This window comes from Vibrio sp. 1159, assembly GCF_033340395.1.
Taxonomy (GTDB): Bacteria; Pseudomonadota; Gammaproteobacteria; order Enterobacterales; family Vibrionaceae; genus Vibrio; species Vibrio alginolyticus.
In genome coordinates this window covers 106,895-130,027 of record NZ_JAWOWL010000001.1, presented here as the reverse complement: position 1 = coordinate 130,027, position 23,133 = coordinate 106,895, and the positions used below count along the sequence as shown (strand labels likewise).

The window sequence follows — 23,133 nt, the reverse complement described above, 5'->3', positions numbered from 1 at the left end:
GGATTATTTTTCAACCACCCAATCACGATGTCAAACACTTCTGTAATCAGTATTCCAAGACAGTACACACCTGAACCTAAAGCCTAGCCCCTCTCCCTTCCGTAGGTTGTTTATTTTCTTAAAATTAACAACCTAATAGATACGAAACTATTTACATGCTGATGATTTTTTAACTAGAATAGAATTTGGGCATAATTTTATGTTCCAAAACATCGATGTTTTATATACCGGATATAACAAGGATAAATAATGAAGAATACAGCTCTGGCTATTCTTATGGCTCTAAGTGCATCAACAGCATTCGCAGCAACTGACGCAGGCACAACCGAGGGCGCGTCTGCTCTTGCTAGTGGTGAAGTAGCTGTAGGTGTGGGTGCAGCAGCAGCGGCAACCGTTGTAGCAGTAGCAGCGACAGATAGCGACTCTAGCACTACAACTACTTCTACTTCTACTTCTACTTCTGCACAGCAGTAAGACTAAAAGTAGTCGAATAGTAATCGCCCTGATTTATTCAGGGCGATTTTATTTTCAAGAGGGAACCATGAATATCTTTCGAGCAAAAAAGTGGAAGCGCCTGCTACCAGTCCTACCTGCCGTCAGTCTTATGTTCGGATGTACTCAAAAATTCAATGATGTGTCCGCAACCGTCCAAGAAGCCTACGGTAATTACATCGATGTAGAGCTCACGTCTCAAGAAATAGAAGCCGTACCTTACGCCAGCGCCTACCTAAAGCTGGGTGACCAAAAGCAAGTTTTCGTCGTTTTAGCCTTCGCAGAACACAACCCTCTTACCGGTAAAACCCAATTAAAGTGGGTTAGCGCAGACAAAGCGATGGTGATAACAGAAAACGGTCATATAGTAAAAACACTGAATCTACAGAATAACAATATTGCTGGCGTCTATGGCCAAGTACCCGCTTATAGCCCATCAAATACTGAATATGATCTTTCCTATGACTGGGAAGAGCAATACCGTTACGGTTTTTCTGCTCACATTGCTCGCAACTATCAAGGCAAGGAAGTCGTCACAACTCCGCTTTCCTCAATTTCAGCCCATGTCTATCGTGAATCCGTCGAGTTTCCTAGCCTATCTAAAACTGTTGAGAACTTATATTGGGTAGATGATGAAGGGCAAGTCGTGAAAACTCGTCAACATATAGGACCAAATATGATGCCTATTGAGTTAACGATACTGAAAGGATACAGCAAATCATGAATAAACGACTGTTATCTTTATTGAGCTTCGCTCTGTTAGCTAGCACTAGTGTTGCTCCTGTTTCGGCTCAATCAACCTTTGATAAATCTGCAAATTTAAACGTTGAGTTGGTTGGTGTAGGTAAACAGTTGCAATTTCAACAACCTGCTCGGTTAGCAGATGTATTAAAACAGGCTCAACAACAGAACCTTATTTTACAATACCCACTCGGAACAACGCTATTCGACGGTTCGGATAAAGCGTTACGAGATTCAAAGGCGTTAAAAAACTCGGTGTTGAATCAAATGATTCAACATAACCTTGTCGCACACCCTTTCTATAAATACATTCAAAAGCATAAGTTTGCTCCTCGCATGTTCTCTGCTGTTGATCTGGATGACATTCGCTTGGATAAGTTTAAAAACCCTTTGATCGACGGCGAGTTCTCTCTTGTATCCATACCACGAGAAGAAAAAGTATTTTATCTTGGTAACTTAGATAAAGTTTTCTCGGTTAAAGAACAAGCGGGCATCCCGTTAAAGCAACAAATTACCAACCTAAAAAAAGAGATTGGTGAACTGGCACACCCACCAATCTTAATTTATCCCGATGGTAATGTTGCTCTGCCACACCACGGTTCTTGGTTGACGACTCAATATTATCTTCCGCCATTGACCATGGTTTATATCCCGTTTGAGCAGTTTGAATCCTCTGAAATGGATCAGGATATTGTTAAGTTACTGACACAACTGAAGCCAACCTCAATGAAGAGCCCACTATGACGCTGATTAGAAATACTTTAACCCTTTCTTTAATGGGGCCGGCATTGGTTTGGGCTCAGGATATGCCGTTTGAAGCACCACCTCTGCAGCCCTCACAGATGGATTTTGGCGGTGTAGGTCTAATGCAGATGCCGACTGGCCGTATGGCACCAGAAGGTGAATTTAACTTTGCTGTCAATTTCAGTAATGAATACCAGTTTTATAATGTCACTCTACAAGTGATGCCATGGCTGGAGACAACTCTTCGCTATACTCTGGTTAATGACCTTTTCTATAGTGATGACCCTAGCTTTTCCGGTGATACAAAATACACCGATAAAGGCGTCGACTTTAAAATTCGTCTTTTAGAAGAATCTCTATATTTACCCGAACTTTCTATCGGTGTCCGTGACTTTGCGGGTACAGGTCTATTTGACGGCGAGTTTCTCGCGGCAACCAAGCGCTACTCAAATCCTAATTTAGGCACGTTCGACTTTACCTTGGGTATGGGCTGGGGCTACTTAGGCACTCGCGACAATATTACCAACCCAGCGTGTAAAGTTTCAGATCGCTACTGTGACCGACCATCAGATTATAAAGGTAACGGTGGTAGCGTTGATTATGAGCGTTGGTTTAAAGGATCTGCAGCTCTATTTGGCGGTGTCGAGTATCAAACCCTTTATGCCCCCCTACGATTTAAACTTGAATATGACAGCAACGATTACAGTGAAGACTACCCTGTCGTGCGCGGTGGCATAGACATGACACCGCATACACCATGGAACTTTGGTGTATTGTACCGTTTGGGCCATATGGCTGATCTGCGCGTAAGTTATGAGCGTGGAGATACCTTAGTTGCAGGTTTAAGCTTATACACCAACTTCAACAAGATGCCCTCTTTCTGGCGTGATACCCCAACACCAAAAGCAGAAGATAACCAACCGGCCGAGCTTTCTCAAGTCGATTGGGAACGCGTAACTGAAGACCTGGATAAGATAGCGGGTTATCAAAATGCCAAAATCTACGCGAAGGACGATACCGTATCGATTGTCGGTGAGCAGAAGAAATACCGTGATCGCAGCGAAGCACATGAAAAAGCCGCCGCCGTGTTGAGCAACCAAGTGCCGGAAAGTGTTGATACGTTTACCATCAATGAGCGCAACCGTGGTTTAGTGGCAAATCAAACGGTGATCTCTAAAGATAAATACCGAGATTACGCACAAGTAAACTACGTAAACCCACAAATCGAAGATGCGGTTTCAACATCGAACAACAAACCACAAGGTGAAGCGACCTATGATGGCTTTAAGCGCTTCGACTGGAGTTTTGCACCTAAATTAGTTCAAACACTTGGCAACGCTGAAGACTTTTACCTGTTTAGCGTCGGTTTAAATGGTAATGCCTCCTACTGGTTAACTGACAACCTGGAAATAGGCGGCTCGCTTTACTGGGACTGGTACAACAACTACGACAAGTTTAATTACGTCACGCCGCCGGATGGTACAACGATTCCGCGTGTGCGTACTATGTTCCGTGCTTACCAAAACGAGCACGATGTGACTATGTCAAATCTACAGTTAACCTGGTTCCAGGAATACTCAGATACGATGGACCAGCAATTCTACGCGGGTTATCTGGAAAGTATGTTTGCTGGTGTGGGTACAGAGTTCTTATACCGCCCTCAAGGGTCAAACTGGGCAATTGGTGCAGACGCGAACTTGATCTCTCAGCGTGACCCAGAGAGTTACTTTGGCGTTTACACCGATAAATGGCAAAACGTTCCAAAATATGGTGATCCATTCCAGGTCATTGATAAAGGCTTTACTGGTTTTGTTTCTGGCTATTACTTCCCGCAATGGGAGTTCTTGTCTAATACGATGTTCCAGTTGGATGTTGGTCAATTCTTAGGTGGAGATAAGGGCGCTCAATTGAATTTTGCCAAGCAATTCAAGAGCGGTGTCATCGCAGGTGTCTTTGCATCAGTGAGTGACCTATCAGCCGATGAGTTTGGTGAAGGCAGCTATACCAAAGGCTTTTATATTTCAATTCCATACGACATCATGACCATCAAGCCAAGTAACAACCGCGCGAACTTTAGTTGGCAACCACTTACTCGTGATGGTGGTCAGAAACTGGGGCGTAAATACAGCTTGATTGAGCTAACGGATGACCGAAATCCTTGGTACCAGCGACCAAACCATTCGGATGAGAAGTAACTAACGCAAGGGCCTAGGCTACTAGGCCCTATCCCAATAACCTTTCTTTACCTCTCCAATAGCGCTGTATTACGTTTCTTGCTAAAATTCCTGAGAAAATTTTAATCTATGGTGGAAGTTCTATGATCATCGTAACTGGTGGTGCTGGCATGATCGGCAGCAACATTGTTAAAGCTCTCAACGCAGCTGGTATGAATGATATTCTGGTTGTCGACAACCTAAAAAATGGTAAAAAGTTTAAGAACTTAGTTGATCTGGACATCACAGATTACATGGATCGTGAGGACTTCCTTACCCAAATTATGGCGGGTGATGATTTCGGTCCGATCGAAGCAGTTTTCCACGAAGGTGCGTGCTCTGCAACCACTGAGTGGGATGGTAAGTACATGATGCTGAACAACTATGAGTACTCAAAAGAGCTACTGCATTACTGTTTAGACCGTGAAATTCCATTCCTTTACGCCTCTTCAGCAGCCACATACGGTGAGACAGATACCTTTGTTGAAGAGCGTGAATACGAAGGCGCACTCAACGTTTACGGTTACTCGAAGCAGCAATTCGATAACTACGTACGTCGCTTATGGCAAGACGCTGAAGAGCACGGTGAGACCCTATCTCAAATCACTGGCTTCCGTTACTTCAATGTTTACGGCCCTCGTGAAGACCATAAAGGAAGCATGGCATCCGTTGCCTTCCACCTAAATAACCAGCTAAATGCAGGTGAAAACCCGAAACTCTTCGCAGGTAGCGAGACCTTTAAACGTGATTTCGTCTACGTCGGCGATGTATGTAAAGTCAACCTGTGGTTCTTTGAAAACGGCGTATCAGGCATCTTTAACTGTGGCACAGGACGCGCGGAGTCGTTTGAAGAGGTCGCGAAAGCGGTGATCACTCACCACGGAAAAGGTGAAATCGAAACGATTCCTTTCCCTGAGCATCTAAAAGGCGCTTACCAGGAGTTCACTCAAGCTGATCTGACTAAGCTACGCTCAGCAGGCTGCGACGTAGAATTCAAAACGGTTGCAGAAGGTGTCGCTGAATACCTAGCCATCCAAAACCGCTAAGCATCTTTGTTTTCAATTATGAGGTGGCGGTGATTATAACCTGCCACCTTTACTCAGCTTCAATAGCCTGTATCATTTCCTTTGTCTACATTTAAATCACTCGTCTCCATACGTATAGGTAACAAGACACCCCATGACCAATAAACGTGATGATTTCGATCCCAAAGCCTATAACCCTGAGTTAGAACGCCACTTTCTATCGCCTAAATATTGGGGGACTTGGTTAGGTGTCCTTCTCTTTTTACCTTTAGCGTTGATGCCGCTAAGCGTGCAAAAATGGTTAGCAAAAATAGTTGCAAAGAAACTATCAAAGTCACGTAAAGGGCCTGCTCACCGAGCTCGCGTAAACTTCGAGTTATGTTTTCCAGAAAAAACATTTGAAGAACGTGAAATCCTGATTGAAAAAACAATCTATACCGCAGCACTGTTCTTTTTCCGTTTTGGGCTATTAAGTTTACGCTCTCCGGTATGGCTGCAGAAACGTTGCCAAATCAGAGGGTTGGATATCTTACAAAATCATATTGATAACAATGAAAATGTAATCTTAATGGTCCCGCATTCTTGGGCCATTGATATCCCGGCTATTTTGCTTGCTTCAAAGGGAATGCCCGTATCGGCCATGGCTAAAAAACAAAAGAACGACGTTACAGACTGGCTGATGCACAAACAACGTGTCCAATATGGCGGACGAGTTTATGAGCGTTCTGGCGGCATCAAGCCATTCTTAAAATCTATCCGCGATGGCTATGTGGGTTATTATTTACCCGATCAAGATCATGGTCCTGAACATAGTGTGTTTGTAGACTTTTTTGCGACACGTAAAGCGACACTGCCGGGCTTAGGTAAAATTGCAAAACTATCTCGCTCCAAAGTATTACCAATGTTTGCTTCTATGAACACAGAAGATGGCACGTTTGATATCGAAATCCTGCCGGCATTCGAATTGGATAAAGGTGACGAGCAAGACGCACGTACCTGCAACCAAGCAATTGAGTACTTTGTGGGTAGCAAACCGGAGCAATACATGTGGGTACTCCAATTATTGCGTTCGCAAGAAGACGGCAATAACTATTACAATATCTTTAAGCCGAGATACGACACTGACTGGCAAGTTAAAAAATGAAAAAGATCTTAATTATTGGTCCTTCTTGGGTTGGCGATATGGTGATGTCGCAATCCTTATACATTGTTCTAAAGCAATTGAATCCTGAGAGCGAAATTGATGTCATTGCTCCCGGATGGTGTAAACCAATCTTAGAGCGTATGCCTGAGGTAAACCAAGCGATACAAATGCCGATTGGCCATGGTGAGTTTAACCTTCTGGGCCGCCGTGAAATTGGTAAGACACTACGTGAGAAGAAATACGACCACGCTTATATCCTGCCAAAATCGGCAAAATCTGCACTGATACCTTGGTTTGCTAACATTCCTCTTCGCACTGGCTGGAAAGGCGAGATGCGTTATGGCTTGCTGAATGACATTCGTCCGAACATGAAGTCGTTCCAATACATGGTAGAACGCTATGTAGCATTGGCTTATCCGAAATCGGAGATGGTGGACTCATCATCACTAGGTGGACTAGAGACGCTGCCGCGCCCTCGCCTAGCTATCAATACTGAAGCGCAACAAGCCACTATCCAGAAGTTCAACCTAAATAAAGAACGCTCAATTATTGGCTTGTGTCCAGGTGCAGAATTTGGCCCGGCGAAGAAGTGGCCAGAAACGCATTATGCGGAAGTTGCCACACAGGTGTGCAAAGAAGCCCATCAAATCTGGCTATTTGGTTCACAAAAAGATCTTGAGACGTGTAACGGAATTCGAGCACTGGTTCCGCCACAGTTCCAACAGCATATTCATGTTCTAGCCGGACAAACCAGTTTGATCGAAGCCGTTGATTTACTCGCTGCATGTAAAACCGTCGTAGCAAACGACTCCGGCTTAATGCACGTTGCTGCCGCGGTAGGTTGTAATGTCGTCGCTGTGTATGGATCAACATCGCCAAAATACACGCCACCACTTGCGGACAAAGTCGAGATTGTACATACCGATATTGATTGTCGCCCATGTTTTCAACGTGAATGCCAGTTTAACCACCTTAAGTGTTTAACGGAATTGTCGCCAAAACAAGTGTTGAATAGCATCCAAAAACTCGAAGCGATAACCATTAGCTCATGTTAATTCGACTCATATATACCCTGTTGCTGGCTTTGGCTTCGCCGATTCTTTTGCTTAGTTTGTATAAAAGCAAACCAAACAAGCCTAAATTTGGTCCGCGCTGGAAAGAGCATTTTGGTATTACACCAAAGCTTAACACGGACCAACGACCAATATGGATTCATGCCGTATCCGTTGGTGAAAGCATCGCTGCAGCACCGCTAATAAAAGCGTTAAAAAAGCAAAACCCTGAACAAACGATTCTGGTTACCACGACAACCAGTACCGGGGCCGAGCAAGTAGAAAAATTAGGTAGTTTAGTCGAACACCGATACATGCCAATCGACTTTAGCTTTGCGGTAAAAGGATTTTTGAAAGCGACAAACCCAAAGCAAATGCTGATTATTGAAACTGAACTTTGGCCTAATACTCTAAATACAGTGCATAAAGCCGGAATTCCAATCACTGTCGTTAATGCACGCCTGTCTGAAAAGTCATGTAACAACTACGCCAAAGTTCAAGCGCTGTTTAACTTGCTGCATCCTTGCTTAACTCAGGTACTTTGCCAGGCAGAATCCGATGCAGACAGATTTGAACGCTTGGGCGTTGAACGAAACAAACTATCCGTAACTGGTTCAATAAAATTTGATATCCAAATCTCAGACGATGTGAAAGCTAAGGGTAAGGCGTTGCGCTCTGCTCTTGGCGAACACAGACACGTCTGGATAGCAGCAAGCACGCACAAAGGCGAAGACGAGCAGGTATTGGATGCTCATAAACAAGTGCTTGAGTCACATCCAAATGCCTTGTTGGTTCTAGTTCCACGGCACCCAGAACGTTTTGACAATGTCTTTGAGCTTTGCCAAAACCAGGGTTTTGAAACAGTTCGCCGCACGTCAAAGTCAGAAGTGACGGAGTCTACTCAAGTTTACCTAGGCGATACTATGGGTGAGATGTTGATCTTGCTTGGTGGTGCAGATATCTGTTTCATGGGAGGTAGCCTGATAGGAGATAAAGTCGGTGGACATAATGTTCTGGAACCTATCGCACTCGGTCTACCTGTATTGACAGGCCCAAGCTACTACAACTTTCAAGACATCGTTGAAGCACAAATCGAACTTAACACTGTCAAAGTTGTTTCTGCTAAGCACCTAAGTAGCGTGATTGTGTCTAGCTTAAAGAAATCAAGAAACAATAAAGGTGGACGCAACCTTCTAGTCCTCAAACAGCAAGGTGCTGTCGATTTGACCATAAATTGTATTTTAGAGCGAATGTAAGTCATTCGGATTTAATAACTATTAACTTAAACGAGCTCTTATGAAGAAAAATGAAACATATCTAAAGCTGAGAAGACGGTTAATCAAGCGTTTCATTAAACTTACTCATCCTAAATCACAACGTTACAAAGCCGATTACTGGCCTGACGTTAAGGTTCGAAAAGAAGGGACTTTTTTTCGCGGTAAAGCCGTCTCATTGGTTCCACTGTCAGAGCTTGTTGGATTTGATCAGCAAGTCAATATTATTGGCTCAGGTCCAAGTGTGAAATCCCTCGATCATGCAAGAATCGAAGGAAAGAATGTGTTTTTAAACGGAGCAGTTGCACTGGCTTATGAGCACCAACTAGGCATTGATGCGTTAGTCATTATGGATGCCAACTTTGTTTATAATCGCTTTGACTTACTTGCTCAACTCAAACAAAAAACACACCTAATACTTAGCCTTGGTGCATTGTGTGCGATTGGAGAACGAGATTATTCGCTTCTCGTCAATCATGACGTTTCTCTCTTCCATCAGACGAAGTTTTCGCCACAAATGCCTTTTAGCAATGATATCGATAATTACGTCGTCGATGGTGGTACAGTGATGGCCATTGCTATCCAGATTTTCGCTCGACAACAACCTAATATCATGAACTTGCTCGGGCTGGATATATCGAACGCCCACCAACCGAGGTTCTATGAAGCTCAAGGGAAGCAGCAAAAAAGTGGTCTACAAAAAGACTATGAAGAGAAAATTCTTCCATTTATGACCGAGGCCAGTCAGCAATTGCGAGGCCGTATTTTTAACTGCTCACCTATCTCAAAGCTTCCGTTTGATGTGATCCCGTACAGTGACTGTTATGAATCAATCAACTAATACCGGTGGCTAGTGACTCATCAATGATTAGTCGTTAAACACCGAGTGATAGAAGGTACGCATGTTCTTGCGTCCTTCTGAGAGGAAGGCTTCAATCTTCACAACATCCTCATTCGTCAAGGGCTCAATTCCCTCAAAGTTTTCAAGCTGCGACGAGGCGATGATCCGTCTTTGTAAACCGATATCCTCCATAAGCCCCTCTACTTTGTGGCTGTTAGAGCTGACGGCGAGAAATGGCGTCAAACTGTTGATAGCATAACAAATCGCGTGGTAGCGCCCCGTGATGATACCGTTGGCATGAGCGATCTCTCGATGATATTGCTCCGGAGTCATCTGCTCACGTGCTATAAATAGGTTTCTGGTCTTGAATTTGGTGAAGTCAAACTTACGCAGACCTTTGAGAATATAGCGATTGACTTGCGCCCAGCGATTCGACGTATAACAGATACGATTCACGCTGAAGTCGGCTTTATTGTGAAATAGCTGGTGCATTTTCCACGCTAAACGGAAATTAACACTGTCTCCGTAGAGAAACCCTTTTCTATCCGTCGACGTACACAACTCACTGTACAAGGACAAGTCCGGAATAACGATAGAATCGATCCCCTGTTCCTTAAGCTGGCATTGACTGCGAGTCTCTCGCACTGCCACACCATCGAAGTTCTTGAGTAATTTTGCAAATATGTCAGGGTTACTGTCGTAAGTCGCGTTAACCAAATACTTTTTCAGGGGAAGATCAGCAACAAGCTTAAGCATATCATGCGCACGTTGTGCACCGTGATGAAAGGTTCCTTCTCCATTAATAATGACAATATCAGCTTGCTGTAGGTATTGCTTGGTCTCTGAGTTAAAGATCTTCTGATCAATTTTTAACGAGTGGGTCACTATCCCACCAGACTCTGCAATCAAGGTATTTAAGTTATTGATGACTCGAGTACATCCATAGTGATTGTCTGGCGTAGTATCGTTCAGCAATACGACTTTTTTCATTGCATTGTTCTCACTTTCTATTCTTTGATATTTGTAGTTGCAGCTCATAACCTTTCAGAACAGTTGCAAAATCGTTTATCGTCCAGTGAATACTCAATTTATTGCATTCTTTAATAAAAGAGCGCTTAAACCTTTCAAGGTTATACTGTTTAACTTGCTCACTCGCATCTAAATGGCACTTATCAAAATCAATAATCCACACTTTATCTCTATCATCAATCAATATGTTGTGGATATTTAAGTCGGTATGGTTAACGCCCGCATTGTGCATTTTGGCAATTTCTTGTCCGATTTTTTTATACATATCTTCCGATAACGAACGCTCTTGCAATATGCTCACCAGATCTCTGGCATTCGGAATTCGCTCACTTAACAAATCTGCTTGGTATGAGAGTCCGGATTTAACAGCGCGTGCCGCGATCGGTCGAGGGACGTTAACACCTGCTTTTATCAACGTAAGTAAAAGCTGAAACTCTTCAGCACTGCGTGTTTTATCCCAGCCAGAAAACCAATACTGGTCTTTAACCAATTTTCCGAACAATCCGCCCCGACGATAATGACGTAAGGCAGCTTGCATAGTATCAAGCTGAACAAACCACGTCGTACCGCGTCCCGTTGCACTGCCAACAATCTTATTCACTGACTGCCAGTATTCTGGGTCAAAAATAGACTGGCTGGGGTTTGTAATGAACTCATCATCAAACCAAATGACCTGATTGTTATCTTGATACTGTTGAATCATGTTTTAAATCTCTAGCCCAAGTAACGACTGGTCAATATATAAAGCCAGGTAAAGCCAGCAAATGTTAACGCAACCATAACGGCTGCGGACCCTATATCTTTAGCGCGACCACTTAACTCATGGCGTTCAACACCGATGCGGTCTACTACTGCTTCTATGGCTGAATTCAGAAGTTCGACAATCAGTACTAATACAACCACACCAATCAATAAGATACGCTCGACCATCCCGACATCAACCAAGCATGCCAAGATCACAGCAATACTCAGCAAAGCGAGCTCTTGCCGAACCGCGGCTTCATGTTTAAAAGCGGCTTTTAATCCCTGTATAGAGTAACCTGTTGCTTTGATAATGCGTTTTACGCCCGTATTACCTGGCTTCCCTGATTCTTGCGATTGATCTGGTGTAGTCTTTAACATTGCAGAATACTTATCGGTATTTCGTTATATTGGAGCTGTGTATTTTACATTTATTGGGGATGTCTGCATAATTTACCTGCCTCTATTTCGCTAATCAGACAATAATTATGTTCACTTCTGCCCCATCATCATTATGCATCTTGCGTTTATCCGCTATTGGAGACGTTTGTAATACCATCGCTACCGTACAAGCAATTCAAAAACAATGGCCAAGCACTCAAATCACCTGGATTACCGGCAAACTAGAGTCTCAATTGTTAGCGGCTATTGATGGTGTCGAAGTCATCGTATTCGATAAAAAAGCAGGCTTAGAAGGCTATAAAGCTCTTTGGAAACAGTTAAAAGGCCGCGAGTTTGATGCCCTTTTGCACATGCAATATGCTATTCGAGCTAGCGTAGCAACATTAGGTATTAAGGCAAAATATAGGCTGGGATTTTCTTCTGACAGAAGTCAGGATTTTCAGACACTGTTTACCAATGTCAAAGTACCTTCGCCACAATCTCTGCATGTCGCGGATGGTTTAATGGCTTTTGCCCATCAAATTGGGGTTCCCAACACAGAGCTAGATTGGACACTTACTTACTCAGAGCAGGATAGAGAGTGGGCAGAGGCTCATATTTCTGGTGACAAACCAAACCTATTACTCGTACCTGGAGCCAGTAAAGCTTATAAAAACTGGAACGCTGAAGGGTACGTTGATGTTATTGAGCACGCGAGAGCGAAAGGATGGAATGTCATTCTTGCTGGTAGCCCTGCACAAGTAGAGTTGGACCTCGCCGAGAGCATACAGTCTCGCTTGGAAGAACCATGCCTGAATTTAGTGGGCCAAAGTTCTATTCTACAAATGCTTGCTTTGATTGATAATGTAGAAATGGTCATCGCTCCAGATACTGGGCCGGCACATATGGCAAATGCGATGAACACTCCGATTATTGGTTTGTATGCACACCATAACCCAGTTCGCGTGGGCCCTTACCGCTACTTACAATATGTAGTATCAGTTTATGAAGAAGTCATCTTGGCTGAAACTGGAAAAACCAGCCAACAACTTAGCTGGCGAACTCGTGCAAAAGATGAAACTGCAATGAATCGCATCACAAGCGATCAAGTGATAAGCATGTTCGATCACGTCGTAGAAGATTTGTACCCGCAATATCAGTAAACTTACGGTATTGATTTGTAAAGAAGGAAGTCACCTTGTCCAAGCCAACTTTAGCCGTTGCCTTAATCGTAAAAAATGAAGAGAAGCATTTAAAAGCTTGTCTAGACACAGTAAAAGATTGGGTCGATGAGATTGTCATCCTAGATTCTGGTAGTACTGATAGTACTGAATCCATCGCAAGGCATTACACAAATAAGTTTTATACCAACTTAGATTGGCCAGGGTTTGGACAACAGCGCCAACTTGCACAAACTTATATCGAGTCCGATTTCGTTCTTTGGTTAGATGCTGATGAGCGCGTAACTGACGAACTGCGTCAAGACATACTGAATGCTATCAGTCAGCACAAAGACAAAAACGTCTACCAAGTTAATCGTCTAACCACTGCCTTTGCCAAAGAAATTCGTCACTCGGGCTGGTCTCCTGACTGGGTAGTCCGTTTGTATAAAACTTCACAAACTCAATACAATGATGCATTGGTGCACGAAAGCGTGGTGATTCCAGATGGATTTAACATCGTGTCATTGAACGGACGCCTCAAGCACTTTACCTATGAAAGACTGGGTGAATACACACGAAAAACTCAACTGTATATGCAGTCTTGGGCAGACCAGCGAGAAGGAAAGAAAACCGCTTCTCTATTTAGTGCATTTACGCACGGTTTTTTCCGATTCTTTAAGATGTATATCATCAAGCGCGGTTTCTTAGATGGACGACACGGCTTTTTGCTAGCGGTGTTAAGCGCAAATACCACTTTTACCCGTTATGCCGATCTGTGGCTGCGTGACTACGTGAAAAAACACAAAAAAGAGCAATAGTATGAATATTTGCCATGTGAATTTGGCTTCTGGCTACCATGGAGGAGAAAACCAAACCCTCCAACTCATCCAACAGCAAGTCAAATTGGGTTATAACCTTACGGTAGTCGCTAATCCTAAAAGCCCTTTTGCCGATGCCATCCGTAAACTGAACGTTAAGCTAGTGCTGGCGACTCACTTTACCAAGGCACACTCTAGATCTGTAACCCAAAATTGTTCACTTATTCATGTTCATGAAGGGCGCGCTATTTATTGGGCTCTCATTCAGCACATGCTTTATGGTAAGCCCTATATCATCACGCGTCGTATCGATAACCCTTTGAAGAAAAAGTGGTTAGCAAATTTAGCCTACTCTAAAGCAAGTGCAGTGGTTGGCTTGAGCACAGCCATTGTTCAGAGAGTCAAAGACGCCTACCCAACGTCTACCACTTACAAAATACCAAGCTCTCCAGTGGTATATCCTGTAGATGAACAAGCTGTACAAACCATAAGAGAGCGCTTTGCCAACAAGTTTTTGGTGATTCATGCCGCTAACATGCTCAAGCATAAAGGTTTTAATGTCACTATCGAAGCGGCAAGGCTACTAAAAGACATTGCGCCCTCTGTTCACATCTGTTTATTGGGCGATGGTCCAGAGCGACAAGCGCTTGAAGCACAAGCAGAAGGTCTAGCTAACATTAGCTTTGAAGGTAAACAGAACAACATGGGTGATTGGTTTGCGGCGGCAGACTTACAAGTACACCCATCGTATACCGAAGGGCTGGGCTCTGTCATTTTGGAAGGTATGGGCTCTGGTTTACCTGTTATTGGTACCAACGCAGGAGGCATTCCTGACATCATCGACCACAACTCAAATGGATTACTGGTTGAGCCAGGTAATTCACAAGAATTGGCAGATGCAATAGTGAAAATAGCCCAAGATGATGAATTGAAGCAACACTTCATCGCTCAGGGGCAAGAGAAATTGAAATTGTTTGATATCAACTACACTGCTAATCAATACGTAGACATTTACGAGACAGTTTTACGATGAAAAAAGTCATATACCCAGGTACTTTCGATCCAATCACAAATGGTCACCTTGATATCATTGCTCGTGCCGCAGACATGTTTGATCAAATTGTTATTGGTGTCGCGGCAAGCCCTTCTAAAAATACGCTTTTTAGCCTAGAAGAACGCGTAAAACTGGTTGAAGAATCAACAGCACATTTAAGTAATGTATCGACAGCCGGTTTTAGTGGTCTACTTGTTGATTTTGCCAGAGAACAAGAAGCAAACGTATTGGTACGCGGCCTGAGAACAACGGTAGACTTTGAATACGAGTTCGGCCTTACCAGCATGTACCGCAAGCTGCTACCGGGAATGGAAAGCGTGTTCCTTACCCCAGCCGATGAATATGCTTTTCTCTCTTCCACCATTGTTCGTGAGGTTGCTATTCATGGTGGAGACGTAAAACAGTTTGTACCTGAATGTGTTTATACCGCTATCAATAAAAAGGTAGCACAATGAGTTTCAGGAAATTTAAGTATTACGCTGCAAATGGTCTGCAAGTCTTAGTTCCTAACGCTATTAGAAGTAAGTCAGCTCGTCATCTTATCGATAAATACCCGATGGATTCCTATATCCAAGAGCGAGTTGACTACTACAACAAGGTTAACGAGTCATTTGAACTTCCTGAAAACGAGTCGACACGTGTTGGCGAATACAAAAAGACAGGCGGTACAACATACTACTTCGACCTACACAAAGTGGTTAAGTCCTTTCCAGCTCAATACTTTTTCCAGTTTTTGAACGGTGATATTCGTTATGTCCCAGAATATCCATGCTTTCTTAAAAGCCGACCGATTGGTGAGGGGAATGAAAACTCGGTATTACTAAAGCTGAATGAGATTCGCCATTTCTATTTTATAGACGACAAGCTCTCTTTTAGACAAAAAAAAGATATCGCTGTATGGAGAGGCTTGGGGGAAAAACCGCATCGTAAAGTAGTGATTGAGCAATTTTATGATCATCCTAAATGTGATATCGGTCGCACGGCTCCCATCGAAGGGCATCCAAGCGAGAAAGGTTTTCTTTCAATCCAAGATCAGTTGAAATGTAAGTTTGTGCTGGCTATTGAAGGCAATGACGTTGCAACTAACCTCAAATGGGCGATGTCATCAAACTCGCTGGTGATCATGTCTAAGCCTAGATATGAAACTTGGTTTATGGAAGGTCGCTTGCAAGCAGGTATTCACTATGTAGAGGTGAAAGCTGATTACTCTGATTTGATAGAGAAAATGGAGTATTACATCGTTCATCCTGAAGAGGCGGAGACCATCATCCAAAATGCACACGAATGGGTGGAACAGTTTAAAAAACCTCAACGAGAAAAATTAATCTCTCTATTAGTGGCAAAGAAGTACTTTGAAAAATCAGGGCAAATATAATTTGCCCTGCTCCATATTTCACTTCTGACACTCATCACAGAAGAACGTATTACGCTGACCAATTTTTTGCTCTTTAAGCGGCTCTCCACATTCAGTGCAAGGTTCACCCGCTTTACCATAAACCAACAGTTCCTGGGCAAAATATCCAGGCTTGCCATCTGCCTGTGCAAAATCCTTGAGTGTGGTACCACCTTGATTTATTGCGATTTCTAGCGTGGCTTTGATGTTGGTAACCAGTGACTTCCACTCTTCTGCTGCCACTTTACCTGCAGGTCTGGTTGGATGAATCCGAGATTTAAACAGGGATTCATTCGCGTAGATATTGCCAACGCCGACAACAACTTTGTTGTCCATAATGAACTGCTTTACAGCAACACGCCTGCCTTGCGCTTTTTCTGCCACATATTCAGCATTGAATTCGTCAGTTAACGGCTCTGGTCCCATATGATCAAGTACGGAGTGAGACTCACCCGGCGCGCACCATAACCACGCTCCAAATCGACGCGGGTCGTTGTAGCGCAGTACTTTGCCATTAGTCAGCTTCAGATCCACATGATCATGTTTAGCCGGTGGAAAATCGGCATCAAGCACACGTAGCGAGCCTGACATACCCAGATGAACAATCGCGGTTCCCTTATCAGTCTCAATCAACAGGTACTTGGCACGGCGCCGGATTGCACGAATCACTTGCCCTTCAAGCTGTTTCAGTTCCTGGGGGATATCCCAGCGTAGTTTGGGGGTACGAAACACAAACGCCTGGATCGTTTGATCAAGCATATGCGGCGTGATTCCCATACGGCTGACTTCGACTTCAGGTAATTCAGGCATTGTTGGCTCCGTTCAATTGTCTATTCTTATTAATCTGCTCGGCTAGCATAATCGAAAACACGTGGATAAATACAGGGATGATTCAAGCAGTCATATTACTTAGGAAGGAGGTAACCATCATCCACTGAAATCGCAATCCATTTATCTTGCCAGTTCTTAAACAGCCAAAAATCGCTTAAGCGGTAGAAGGTGATACGCTGTGGTTCATCAAGATCCTGGTACCATACTTCGATCGACTCTGGCGCCTTAAGTTGATGTTTCAACGTCTCATATTGCTGCTCAGTAAGCTCCGTGCCCTCTAAAGACTGCCAGCGAGCCACCAGCTCTTCAGAGGGAATACTCACTTTAATATTGGCCTGCCACTCGCCGTTCTTAAGTTCTAATTCCCAACCACTATAGTAAATCGCACGGACGTAGTGATCAGATCGTAGTAAATTAGGATATGGATCCACCTCTTCTGATAATAAGTAGGTTTTGATCCACATCGGCGCATTTAAGATCACGATAAAAGCGATAACACCTAGGATAAGGATATTGTTCCATCGGCGGCGACGAGCCGGACTAACGCGCATAATCACTCCTAATTTCTGTAAGCCACAGTAAATTAGCAAAGCAGGTAAATATTGACTAGAAAATCTGTAAACAGATGCAGAAAAGCAATGAAGAAGAATAGTGAGGATGAATTCGAGGAACTGGAGGCAATAAAAAACCCAACTCGAAAGCTGGGTTTTTCAATACGTAAAAGAGTCAGAAACCAATTATTTGATTTTTGCTTCTTTGTACATAACGTGCTGGCGTACAACTGGATCAAATTTCTTGATCTCAAATTTGCCTGGCATGTTACGCTTGTTCTTATCAGTTGTGTAGAAGTGGCCTGTACCTGCAGAAGATACTAGACGGATTTTCTCACGAACGCCTTTCTTTGCCATTGCTTATTTCCTCTTAAACGTTTTCGCCACGTGCACGCATGTCTGCAAGAACAGTATCAATACCTTTCTTGTCGATGATGCGCATACCTTTAGCAGATAGACGTAGTTTAACAAAACGTTTTTCGCTCTCTACCCAGAAACGATGAGTTTGTAGGTTCGGCAGAAAACGACGCTTAGTAGCATTTCGTGCGTGTGAACGGTTGTTACCCGTTACTGGACGCTTACCAGTTACTTGGCATACTCGTGACATGAATGTCTTCTCCAAAATCGTTTCAGCTCGATATCAACCTTGGTGGCCGAACCTCTCTATCTCTCAAAAAGAAGTTTAGAGGTTAAGAACCGCTATGGAAAATCCATACAAGGCTATCAAAGGTCGCGCATTATACTAACTTGACATGCATTGCTCAAGACCCGAACAGATCCTTTTTACAGGTTTTCGTGATCTTTTTTTAGACAGCAGGTTTTTTCTAGCAGTCCAAGCTGAATTCAGTTTAAAATTTAGTGGCGTGGATGATAGCAGATTTTTTGCAACTAACAACCTAAAAAACGCACAGTTATATCCATCCTCTTCCAGCAAAAGAGACACTTTCTCCATCGCCGATGACGAAATGGTCCAAAATGCGAATATCTACCAGTGCTAAAGCGTCGATTAAACGGCGAGTAATTCTTCTGTCAGACTGGCTCGGCTCCGCCACACCAGACGGATGATTGTGTGCGAGAATCAAGGCTGCGGCGTTATGATGTAAGGCTCGCTTCACCACTTCTCGTGGATAAACCGACGCCGCATCCAACGTTCCTTCGAATAAGATTTCATCTTTTATAACACGGTGCTGGTTATCGAGAAAAAGAATGTAAAAAGCCTCTCTTTGCCGATCTCTTAAAATGGAAGAGAGATACAGTTTCGTTTGCTCCGGACTGGTTAAGGCATCACCACGCTTTAAAGTTTCCGCTAAATAACGCTGAGTCATCTCAAGCACGGCTTGTAGTTGAACATATTTAGCTTGCCCTAAACCTTTATGTTGGCAGAAATCTTTCTCTGACGCCGAAAACAGCTGCCTGAGCGAGCCAAAATCCTGAATGAGGAAATCCGCTAACTCAATCACATTCATGCCTTGCGTGCCTGTACGCAGAAATATAGCGAGTAATTCAGCATCGCTTAACGCTTGTGGCCCTCTCAGGAGCAACTTCTCCCGAGGCATCGACTCATTCGGTAAGGATTTGAGTATCATCGACTGTCTCTTTATAGGTATGAGCCCCTATTCCACAAAACAAAAAGCGAAAGTCGAGCATGACTTTCGCTTTTTTAGTTCCGTTCTGATTTTCTGTGTAATTTAGTGGTTCATCAAAGTTTAAAATTACCAACCAGATCGTTAATCTCGGTTCCGGATTGCGACAGCTTAGTACTGATCGTCTCCGCGTGTTGCAAGGTGTCAGTAATGCTATTTACGATTTGTTGAATCGCGACCAAGTTATGATTGATGTCTTCAGAGACGGCGCTCTGTTCTTCGGCTGCCGACGCAGTCTGAATTCCCATATCCCTGATGGTGCCAATGGATTGATGAACACTCGATAGAGACTGCTGGATAAGCGCTGATTCTTCTGCCGTTTTCACTCCGCGTTCTTGGCTTGCAGACATGGTGGTTACAGCACGTGAAACGCCGCTTCTCAACTGTTTCAACATGTCTCCAATTTCATGGGTGCTGTTTTGAGTGCGGCTGGCAAGCGAGCGAACTTCATCGGCCACCACAGCGAAACCTCTCCCTTGCTCTCCCGCCCGCGCTGCTTCGATCGCAGCGTTCAACGCCAGTAAGTTTGTTTGCTCAGCAATCTCTCCAATCACATCCAATACTTTAGTGATTTGATCTGTCTGCTGGCTCAGCGCCAAAATAGCATCCGATGTGCTGTTAATTTCCGCAACTAAATCAGTGATGCCATCAATCGCCTGCTCTACTTCACGCTGAGCTTCCGTCACTTGGCTGTTCGCATCTTCTATTGCCTCTGCCGTTGCACTGGTATTACTGGCGACTTCTTTTGCGGTCATACTCATTTGTGTTACCGCTGTCACCACCTTATCGGTTTCCAGACAATGGCTTTGCATCTGGTCACTCGCTGTGATGGTTTTGTCATTCAGCTCTTTAGAAACACTCTGTACAGTCGATGCAGAACGGTGAATGTCTGTCATTAACGGATGCAGCTTATCCATGAACTCATTGAATGCTGCAGCCAATTCTCCTACTTCATCTTTACTCTCTACTTTTAACCGAGCGGTTAAATCACCACCGCCAGCAGCCACATCTTTAAGAGAATGGGCCACATGTTGTAAAGGCTTGATGCCTTTGGAGACTACGATGCTAGTTAGGATACTGGTAAAAATGAGGCCAATGACCGAGATCATCACGGCAAATAAAGTGTTTTGATTCAGCTCCTGGATACGTAGCTCACGCTGCTTGGCAACCTGATGGTCAATATCATCAATGTAAATGCCAGTACCGAGAACCCAATCCCATTTCGACAAATACTCTGCGTAACCTAGCTTGGGTGCTTGTGCGTCGATGGTTGGTTTATGCCAAGAGAAAGACAAAAAACCATCGCCTCTTTTTGACGAATCAATTAAGCCCGCAATCACAGCCACACCATTTTCATCTTTTAGGTTGTACAGGTTTTTACCTTCTAGTGATGGCTTGATGGCATGCAACGTATTCACGCCTTTGGAATCGTAAGCAAAGAAGTAACCATCACTTTCAAAGCGCATCGCCCTTAAAATTTCTTTCGCGGCCTCTTTATTGCTGCCGTTTACGTCAGCATCATAAAGCGGCTTAATCGCGGTTACCGCCATCATCATGTGAGCAGCCAGCTCTTTCTTGCGAGTCTCGAACAACTCATGCCTATCGCGAACCAACTCCTCTTCTAGACTGTTACTACTATTGATGTAATACACCACCGATATCAAAGTAGTGATCAACAGTAAGGGAATTAAAGTGATCAGCAACAATTTATTTCGACTTTTTAATATCATGAACTATGACCTTATTTTTCTTTTCAATCATTCAAACTAGGTTCAAATTTGCCGGGAAGTATGCGGAATTTTTATGGCTGCTCAACCGAATACTATTCCGAGTTTGATTTCGATTAGTTTCTGGTGAGAAATACTCCAAATGACTTCAAATTAAGAGTTCAGAGCGTGGTAACTGAGCGCTATTGCCAAGTAATTCGATATAGGAATGGTGGTTGCGACGGTGTTTTCAGCACGAGCTAAAACCGCTTCTTAAGGTTATTTGGGGTGGCAGAAGTTTGAGTTGTGCTAAACTCGTCGCCAGAAAAATTGGAGATCTCACATGCAAACACTAGCAGGAAAGAAAATTCTACTCGGCATCAGTGGCGGTATTGCCGCGTATAAATGTGCGGAGCTAACTCGTCGTTTAATAGAGAGAGGCGCACAAGTGCGCGTCGTGATGACCAAGGCGGCTCAGGAGTTTATTACTCCACTCACCATGCAAGCGGTCTCTGGCCACCCAGTCTCTGACAGCCTATTTGATCCCGCCGCTGAAGCGTCGATGGGGCACATTGAATTGGCAAAATGGGCCGATTTAGTCTTGCTCGCGCCAGCAACGGCTGATTTGATTGCTCGACTGTCGGCAGGGATGGGAAATGACCTGTTGACAACTCTAGTGTTAGCCACTGATTCACCAGTTGCGGTGTCTCCGGCAATGAACCAACAGATGTATAGTAATGTGGCCACACAAGAGAACATCGCCACCTTGGCTCGTCGGGGCATGCACATTTGGGGGCCAGGCGCTGGCGAACAAGCATGTGGTGATGTCGGACCTGGCCGTATGTTAGAGCCAATGCAACTGGTGCATATGTGTGAGCAGTTTTTTCAGTCTAAAGTGCTCGAAGGAAAATCAGTACTGATCACCGCCGGTCCAACTCGCGAAGCGATCGATCCCGTGCGTTACATCAGCAACCACAGTTCTGGCAAAATGGGCTTTGCACTGGCGAATGCAGCAGCGCAATTGGGGGCTAAGGTTACGCTAATAAGTGGTCCTGTAAGTTTAAATACACCTACAGGCGTTGAGCGCATTAACGTATCAAGCGCTCAAAACATGTTTGATGCTGTAATGGCGCATGCCACCAGCCATGATGCATTTATCAGCTGCGCTGCAGTAGCCGATTATCGACCTGAAGACATCGCGTCTCAAAAATTGAAAAAGACCGAAGACAACGACCAGATGGTCATCAAAATGGTCAAAAATCCTGATATTGTTGCGTCGGTTGCAGCAATGACAGACAAACGCCCATTTACCGTCGGCTTCGCCGCTGAAACTAACGATGTCGAAACTTATGCTCGCGGTAAGTTAGTGAAGAAAAACCTTAATATGATATGTGCAAATGACGTATCGGTTGAAGGGCAAGGTTTCAACAGCAATAACAACGCGATAACACTTTTCTGGCCAGAAGGCGAACTCGTACTCGCTTTAGAATCTAAAGAGGCACTGAGTTTTAAAATCCTCGAAAAAATGCACACATTAATGTAACGAGTGCTCATTTTTTGATAATAAACTGGCGAAAATTTAGTACAAACATGACAATTGAGGGTGTTGTAACTCCCAATCCACCCTCAGTAGTCTAGTTTGATCCGACTTAGCGTCTTATAATCCCCTCCGCTCAACTTTGTATTTTGAAAGGAAATAACTAATGGCCGGCAGTAAAAAATCCAATCGTCGTGAAGAGATCTTGCAAGCGTTGGCACAGATGCTTGAATCTACAGAAGGCGCTTCACGTATTACTACGGCAAAACTGGCGAAACAAGTTGGCGTTTCAGAAGCGGCGCTCTACCGCCATTTCCCAAGTAAAGCGCGTATGTTCGAAGGTTTGATCGAATTCATTGAAGAAGCATTAATGACTCGTATTAACCGTATTCTTGACGACGAAAAAGATACCTTAGAGCGTATCCGCATGGTGATGCATCTGATTCTGGTCTTTTCGGAGCGTAACCCGGGGCTGACACGCATTCTGTCAGGTCATGCTCTAATGTTTGAGAATGAACGCCTGCGTGAGCGCATCAATCAGCTATTCGAACGAATTGAAACGCAGCTGCGTCAGATCCTACGTGAACGTAAACTTCGTGAAGGGAAATCTTTCCCTGTAGAAGAACGCATTCTTGCGGCACAGATCTTGGGCCAAGTTGAAGGAAGCCTGAACCGCTTTGTTCGTAGTGACTTCAAATATCAACCTACTGCCAACTTTGATGAATATTGGGCATTGCTCAGCGCACAAATTAAGTAGAGA

General features: G+C 44.0%; 25 protein-coding genes. 16 read left to right on the top strand and 9 right to left on the bottom strand.

Going from position 1 to position 23,133, the window contains the following annotated elements:
- Positions 1 to 249 precede the first annotated feature (249 nt).
- From R7127_RS00600 to R7127_RS00560, 9 genes are all read left to right on the top strand, one after another.
- Complete coding sequence (locus R7127_RS00600) at positions 250 to 474, top strand: hypothetical protein (protein ID WP_025533167.1); 225 nt, start codon at positions 250 to 252, stop codon at positions 472 to 474.
- A gap of 67 nt (positions 475 to 541) precedes the next feature.
- Complete coding sequence (locus R7127_RS00595; protein WP_025533168.1) at positions 542 to 1,216, top strand: YjbF family lipoprotein; 675 nt, start codon at positions 542 to 544, stop codon at positions 1,214 to 1,216.
- Complete coding sequence (locus R7127_RS00590; RefSeq protein ID WP_025533169.1) at positions 1,213 to 1,977, top strand: capsule biosynthesis GfcC family protein; 765 nt, start codon at positions 1,213 to 1,215, stop codon at positions 1,975 to 1,977. The genes R7127_RS00595 and R7127_RS00590 overlap by 4 nt, the downstream gene beginning before the upstream one ends.
- Positions 1,974 to 4,172 carry a YjbH domain-containing protein gene (locus tag R7127_RS00585; protein ID WP_025533171.1) on the top strand — a complete coding sequence of 733 codons (2,199 nt, stop codon included), beginning with the start codon at positions 1,974 to 1,976 and terminating at the stop codon, positions 4,170 to 4,172. Before R7127_RS00590 ends, R7127_RS00585 begins: the two co-directional genes overlap by 4 nt.
- 122 nt (positions 4,173 to 4,294) lie before the next feature.
- Positions 4,295 to 5,236: an ADP-glyceromanno-heptose 6-epimerase gene (gene rfaD, locus R7127_RS00580; RefSeq protein ID WP_025533172.1), complete on the top strand. Its 942-nt coding sequence runs from the start codon at positions 4,295 to 4,297 to the stop codon at positions 5,234 to 5,236.
- Between the two features lie 133 nt (positions 5,237 to 5,369).
- A complete protein-coding gene (gene lpxM, locus R7127_RS00575) occupies positions 5,370 to 6,359 on the top strand; it encodes a lauroyl-Kdo(2)-lipid IV(A) myristoyltransferase (RefSeq protein ID WP_025533173.1) in 990 nt (329 codons plus the stop codon).
- Positions 6,356 to 7,414, top strand: a complete 1,059-nt coding sequence (waaF, locus tag R7127_RS00570; RefSeq protein WP_025533174.1) for a lipopolysaccharide heptosyltransferase II — start codon at positions 6,356 to 6,358, stop codon at positions 7,412 to 7,414. The genes lpxM and waaF overlap by 4 nt, the downstream gene beginning before the upstream one ends.
- Entirely contained in the window at positions 7,408 to 8,667 is a 1,260-nt protein-coding gene (gene waaA, locus R7127_RS00565) for a lipid IV(A) 3-deoxy-D-manno-octulosonic acid transferase (RefSeq protein ID WP_025533175.1), read from the top strand. Before waaF ends, waaA begins: the two co-directional genes overlap by 7 nt.
- A 40-nt stretch (positions 8,668 to 8,707) precedes the next feature.
- Positions 8,708 to 9,526 carry a hypothetical protein gene (locus R7127_RS00560; protein ID WP_025533176.1) on the top strand — a complete coding sequence of 273 codons (819 nt, stop codon included), beginning with the start codon at positions 8,708 to 8,710 and terminating at the stop codon, positions 9,524 to 9,526.
- 27 nt (positions 9,527 to 9,553) lie between these two features.
- Here R7127_RS00560 and R7127_RS00555 read toward each other — a convergent pair whose 3' ends face one another.
- The 3 genes from R7127_RS00555 to R7127_RS00545 are packed head-to-tail and all read right to left on the bottom strand — an operon-like array spanning position 9,554 to position 11,677.
- Positions 9,554 to 10,516: a polysaccharide pyruvyl transferase family protein gene (locus R7127_RS00555; protein WP_025533177.1), complete on the bottom strand. Its 963-nt coding sequence runs from the start codon at positions 10,514 to 10,516 to the stop codon at positions 9,554 to 9,556.
- Positions 10,517 to 10,526: 10 nt separating this feature from the next.
- Positions 10,527 to 11,258 (bottom strand): 3-deoxy-D-manno-octulosonic acid kinase, encoded by a 732-nt coding sequence (locus R7127_RS00550; RefSeq protein WP_025533178.1) that lies wholly within the window; start codon positions 11,256 to 11,258, stop codon positions 10,527 to 10,529.
- An 11-nt stretch (positions 11,259 to 11,269) separates the two neighbouring features.
- Positions 11,270 to 11,677 (bottom strand): diacylglycerol kinase, encoded by a 408-nt coding sequence (locus R7127_RS00545; RefSeq protein ID WP_025533179.1) that lies wholly within the window; start codon positions 11,675 to 11,677, stop codon positions 11,270 to 11,272.
- 107 nt (positions 11,678 to 11,784) lie between these two features.
- On the opposite strand from R7127_RS00545, the gene R7127_RS00540 reads away from it, so the two are divergent.
- From R7127_RS00540 to R7127_RS00520, 5 genes are read left to right on the top strand one after another with little or no spacing between them, the layout of a single operon-like run.
- Positions 11,785 to 12,840 (top strand): glycosyltransferase family 9 protein, encoded by a 1,056-nt coding sequence (locus R7127_RS00540; RefSeq protein WP_025533180.1) that lies wholly within the window; start codon positions 11,785 to 11,787, stop codon positions 12,838 to 12,840.
- Between the two features lie 35 nt (positions 12,841 to 12,875).
- Positions 12,876 to 13,658, top strand: coding sequence for a glycosyltransferase family 2 protein (locus tag R7127_RS00535; RefSeq protein WP_025533181.1), 783 nt, complete (start codon positions 12,876 to 12,878; stop codon positions 13,656 to 13,658).
- Position 13,659: 1 nt separating this feature from the next.
- On the top strand, positions 13,660 to 14,691 hold the full coding sequence (locus tag R7127_RS00530; RefSeq protein ID WP_318142747.1) for a glycosyltransferase family 4 protein: 1,032 nt from the start codon (positions 13,660 to 13,662) through the stop codon (positions 14,689 to 14,691).
- The gene (gene coaD, locus R7127_RS00525) at positions 14,688 to 15,167 is read left to right on the top strand and encodes a pantetheine-phosphate adenylyltransferase (protein WP_025533183.1); all 480 of its coding nucleotides are present in this window, start codon (positions 14,688 to 14,690) and stop codon (positions 15,165 to 15,167) included. Before R7127_RS00530 ends, coaD begins: the two co-directional genes overlap by 4 nt.
- A complete protein-coding gene (locus tag R7127_RS00520) occupies positions 15,164 to 16,087 on the top strand; it encodes a glycosyl transferase family 90 (RefSeq protein WP_318142746.1) in 924 nt (307 codons plus the stop codon). Before coaD ends, R7127_RS00520 begins: the two co-directional genes overlap by 4 nt.
- An 18-nt stretch (positions 16,088 to 16,105) precedes the next feature.
- Here the strand turns inward: R7127_RS00520 and mutM are convergent, their stop codons facing one another.
- The 6 genes from mutM to R7127_RS00490 form a co-directional block, all read right to left on the bottom strand.
- Complete coding sequence (gene mutM / locus R7127_RS00515) at positions 16,106 to 16,915, bottom strand: bifunctional DNA-formamidopyrimidine glycosylase/DNA-(apurinic or apyrimidinic site) lyase (RefSeq protein ID WP_025533184.1); 810 nt, start codon at positions 16,913 to 16,915, stop codon at positions 16,106 to 16,108.
- Positions 16,916 to 17,010: 95 nt separating this feature from the next.
- Positions 17,011 to 17,487 carry a hypothetical protein gene (locus R7127_RS00510; protein WP_025533185.1) on the bottom strand — a complete coding sequence of 159 codons (477 nt, stop codon included), beginning with the start codon at positions 17,485 to 17,487 and terminating at the stop codon, positions 17,011 to 17,013.
- A gap of 186 nt (positions 17,488 to 17,673) precedes the next feature.
- Positions 17,674 to 17,844, bottom strand: coding sequence for a 50S ribosomal protein L33 (gene rpmG, locus R7127_RS00505; RefSeq protein ID WP_004410866.1), 171 nt, complete (start codon positions 17,842 to 17,844; stop codon positions 17,674 to 17,676).
- A gap of 13 nt (positions 17,845 to 17,857) precedes the next feature.
- A complete protein-coding gene (rpmB, locus tag R7127_RS00500) occupies positions 17,858 to 18,094 on the bottom strand; it encodes a 50S ribosomal protein L28 (RefSeq protein ID WP_005384783.1) in 237 nt (78 codons plus the stop codon).
- Positions 18,095 to 18,398: 304 nt separating this feature from the next.
- Entirely contained in the window at positions 18,399 to 19,073 is a 675-nt protein-coding gene (radC, locus tag R7127_RS00495; protein ID WP_025533186.1) for a RadC family protein, read from the bottom strand.
- Positions 19,074 to 19,186: 113 nt separating this feature from the next.
- Positions 19,187 to 20,860 (bottom strand): methyl-accepting chemotaxis protein, encoded by a 1,674-nt coding sequence (locus tag R7127_RS00490; RefSeq protein WP_025533187.1) that lies wholly within the window; start codon positions 20,858 to 20,860, stop codon positions 19,187 to 19,189.
- A gap of 319 nt (positions 20,861 to 21,179) precedes the next feature.
- Here R7127_RS00490 and coaBC point away from each other — a divergent pair, with 319 nt between their 5' ends.
- Complete coding sequence (gene coaBC / locus R7127_RS00485; RefSeq protein ID WP_025533188.1) at positions 21,180 to 22,379, top strand: bifunctional phosphopantothenoylcysteine decarboxylase/phosphopantothenate--cysteine ligase CoaBC; 1,200 nt, start codon at positions 21,180 to 21,182, stop codon at positions 22,377 to 22,379.
- Positions 22,380 to 22,539: 160 nt separating this feature from the next.
- Positions 22,540 to 23,130 (top strand): nucleoid occlusion factor SlmA, encoded by a 591-nt coding sequence (gene slmA, locus R7127_RS00480; protein WP_014230582.1) that lies wholly within the window; start codon positions 22,540 to 22,542, stop codon positions 23,128 to 23,130.
- Positions 23,131 to 23,133: the final 3 nt, after the last annotated feature.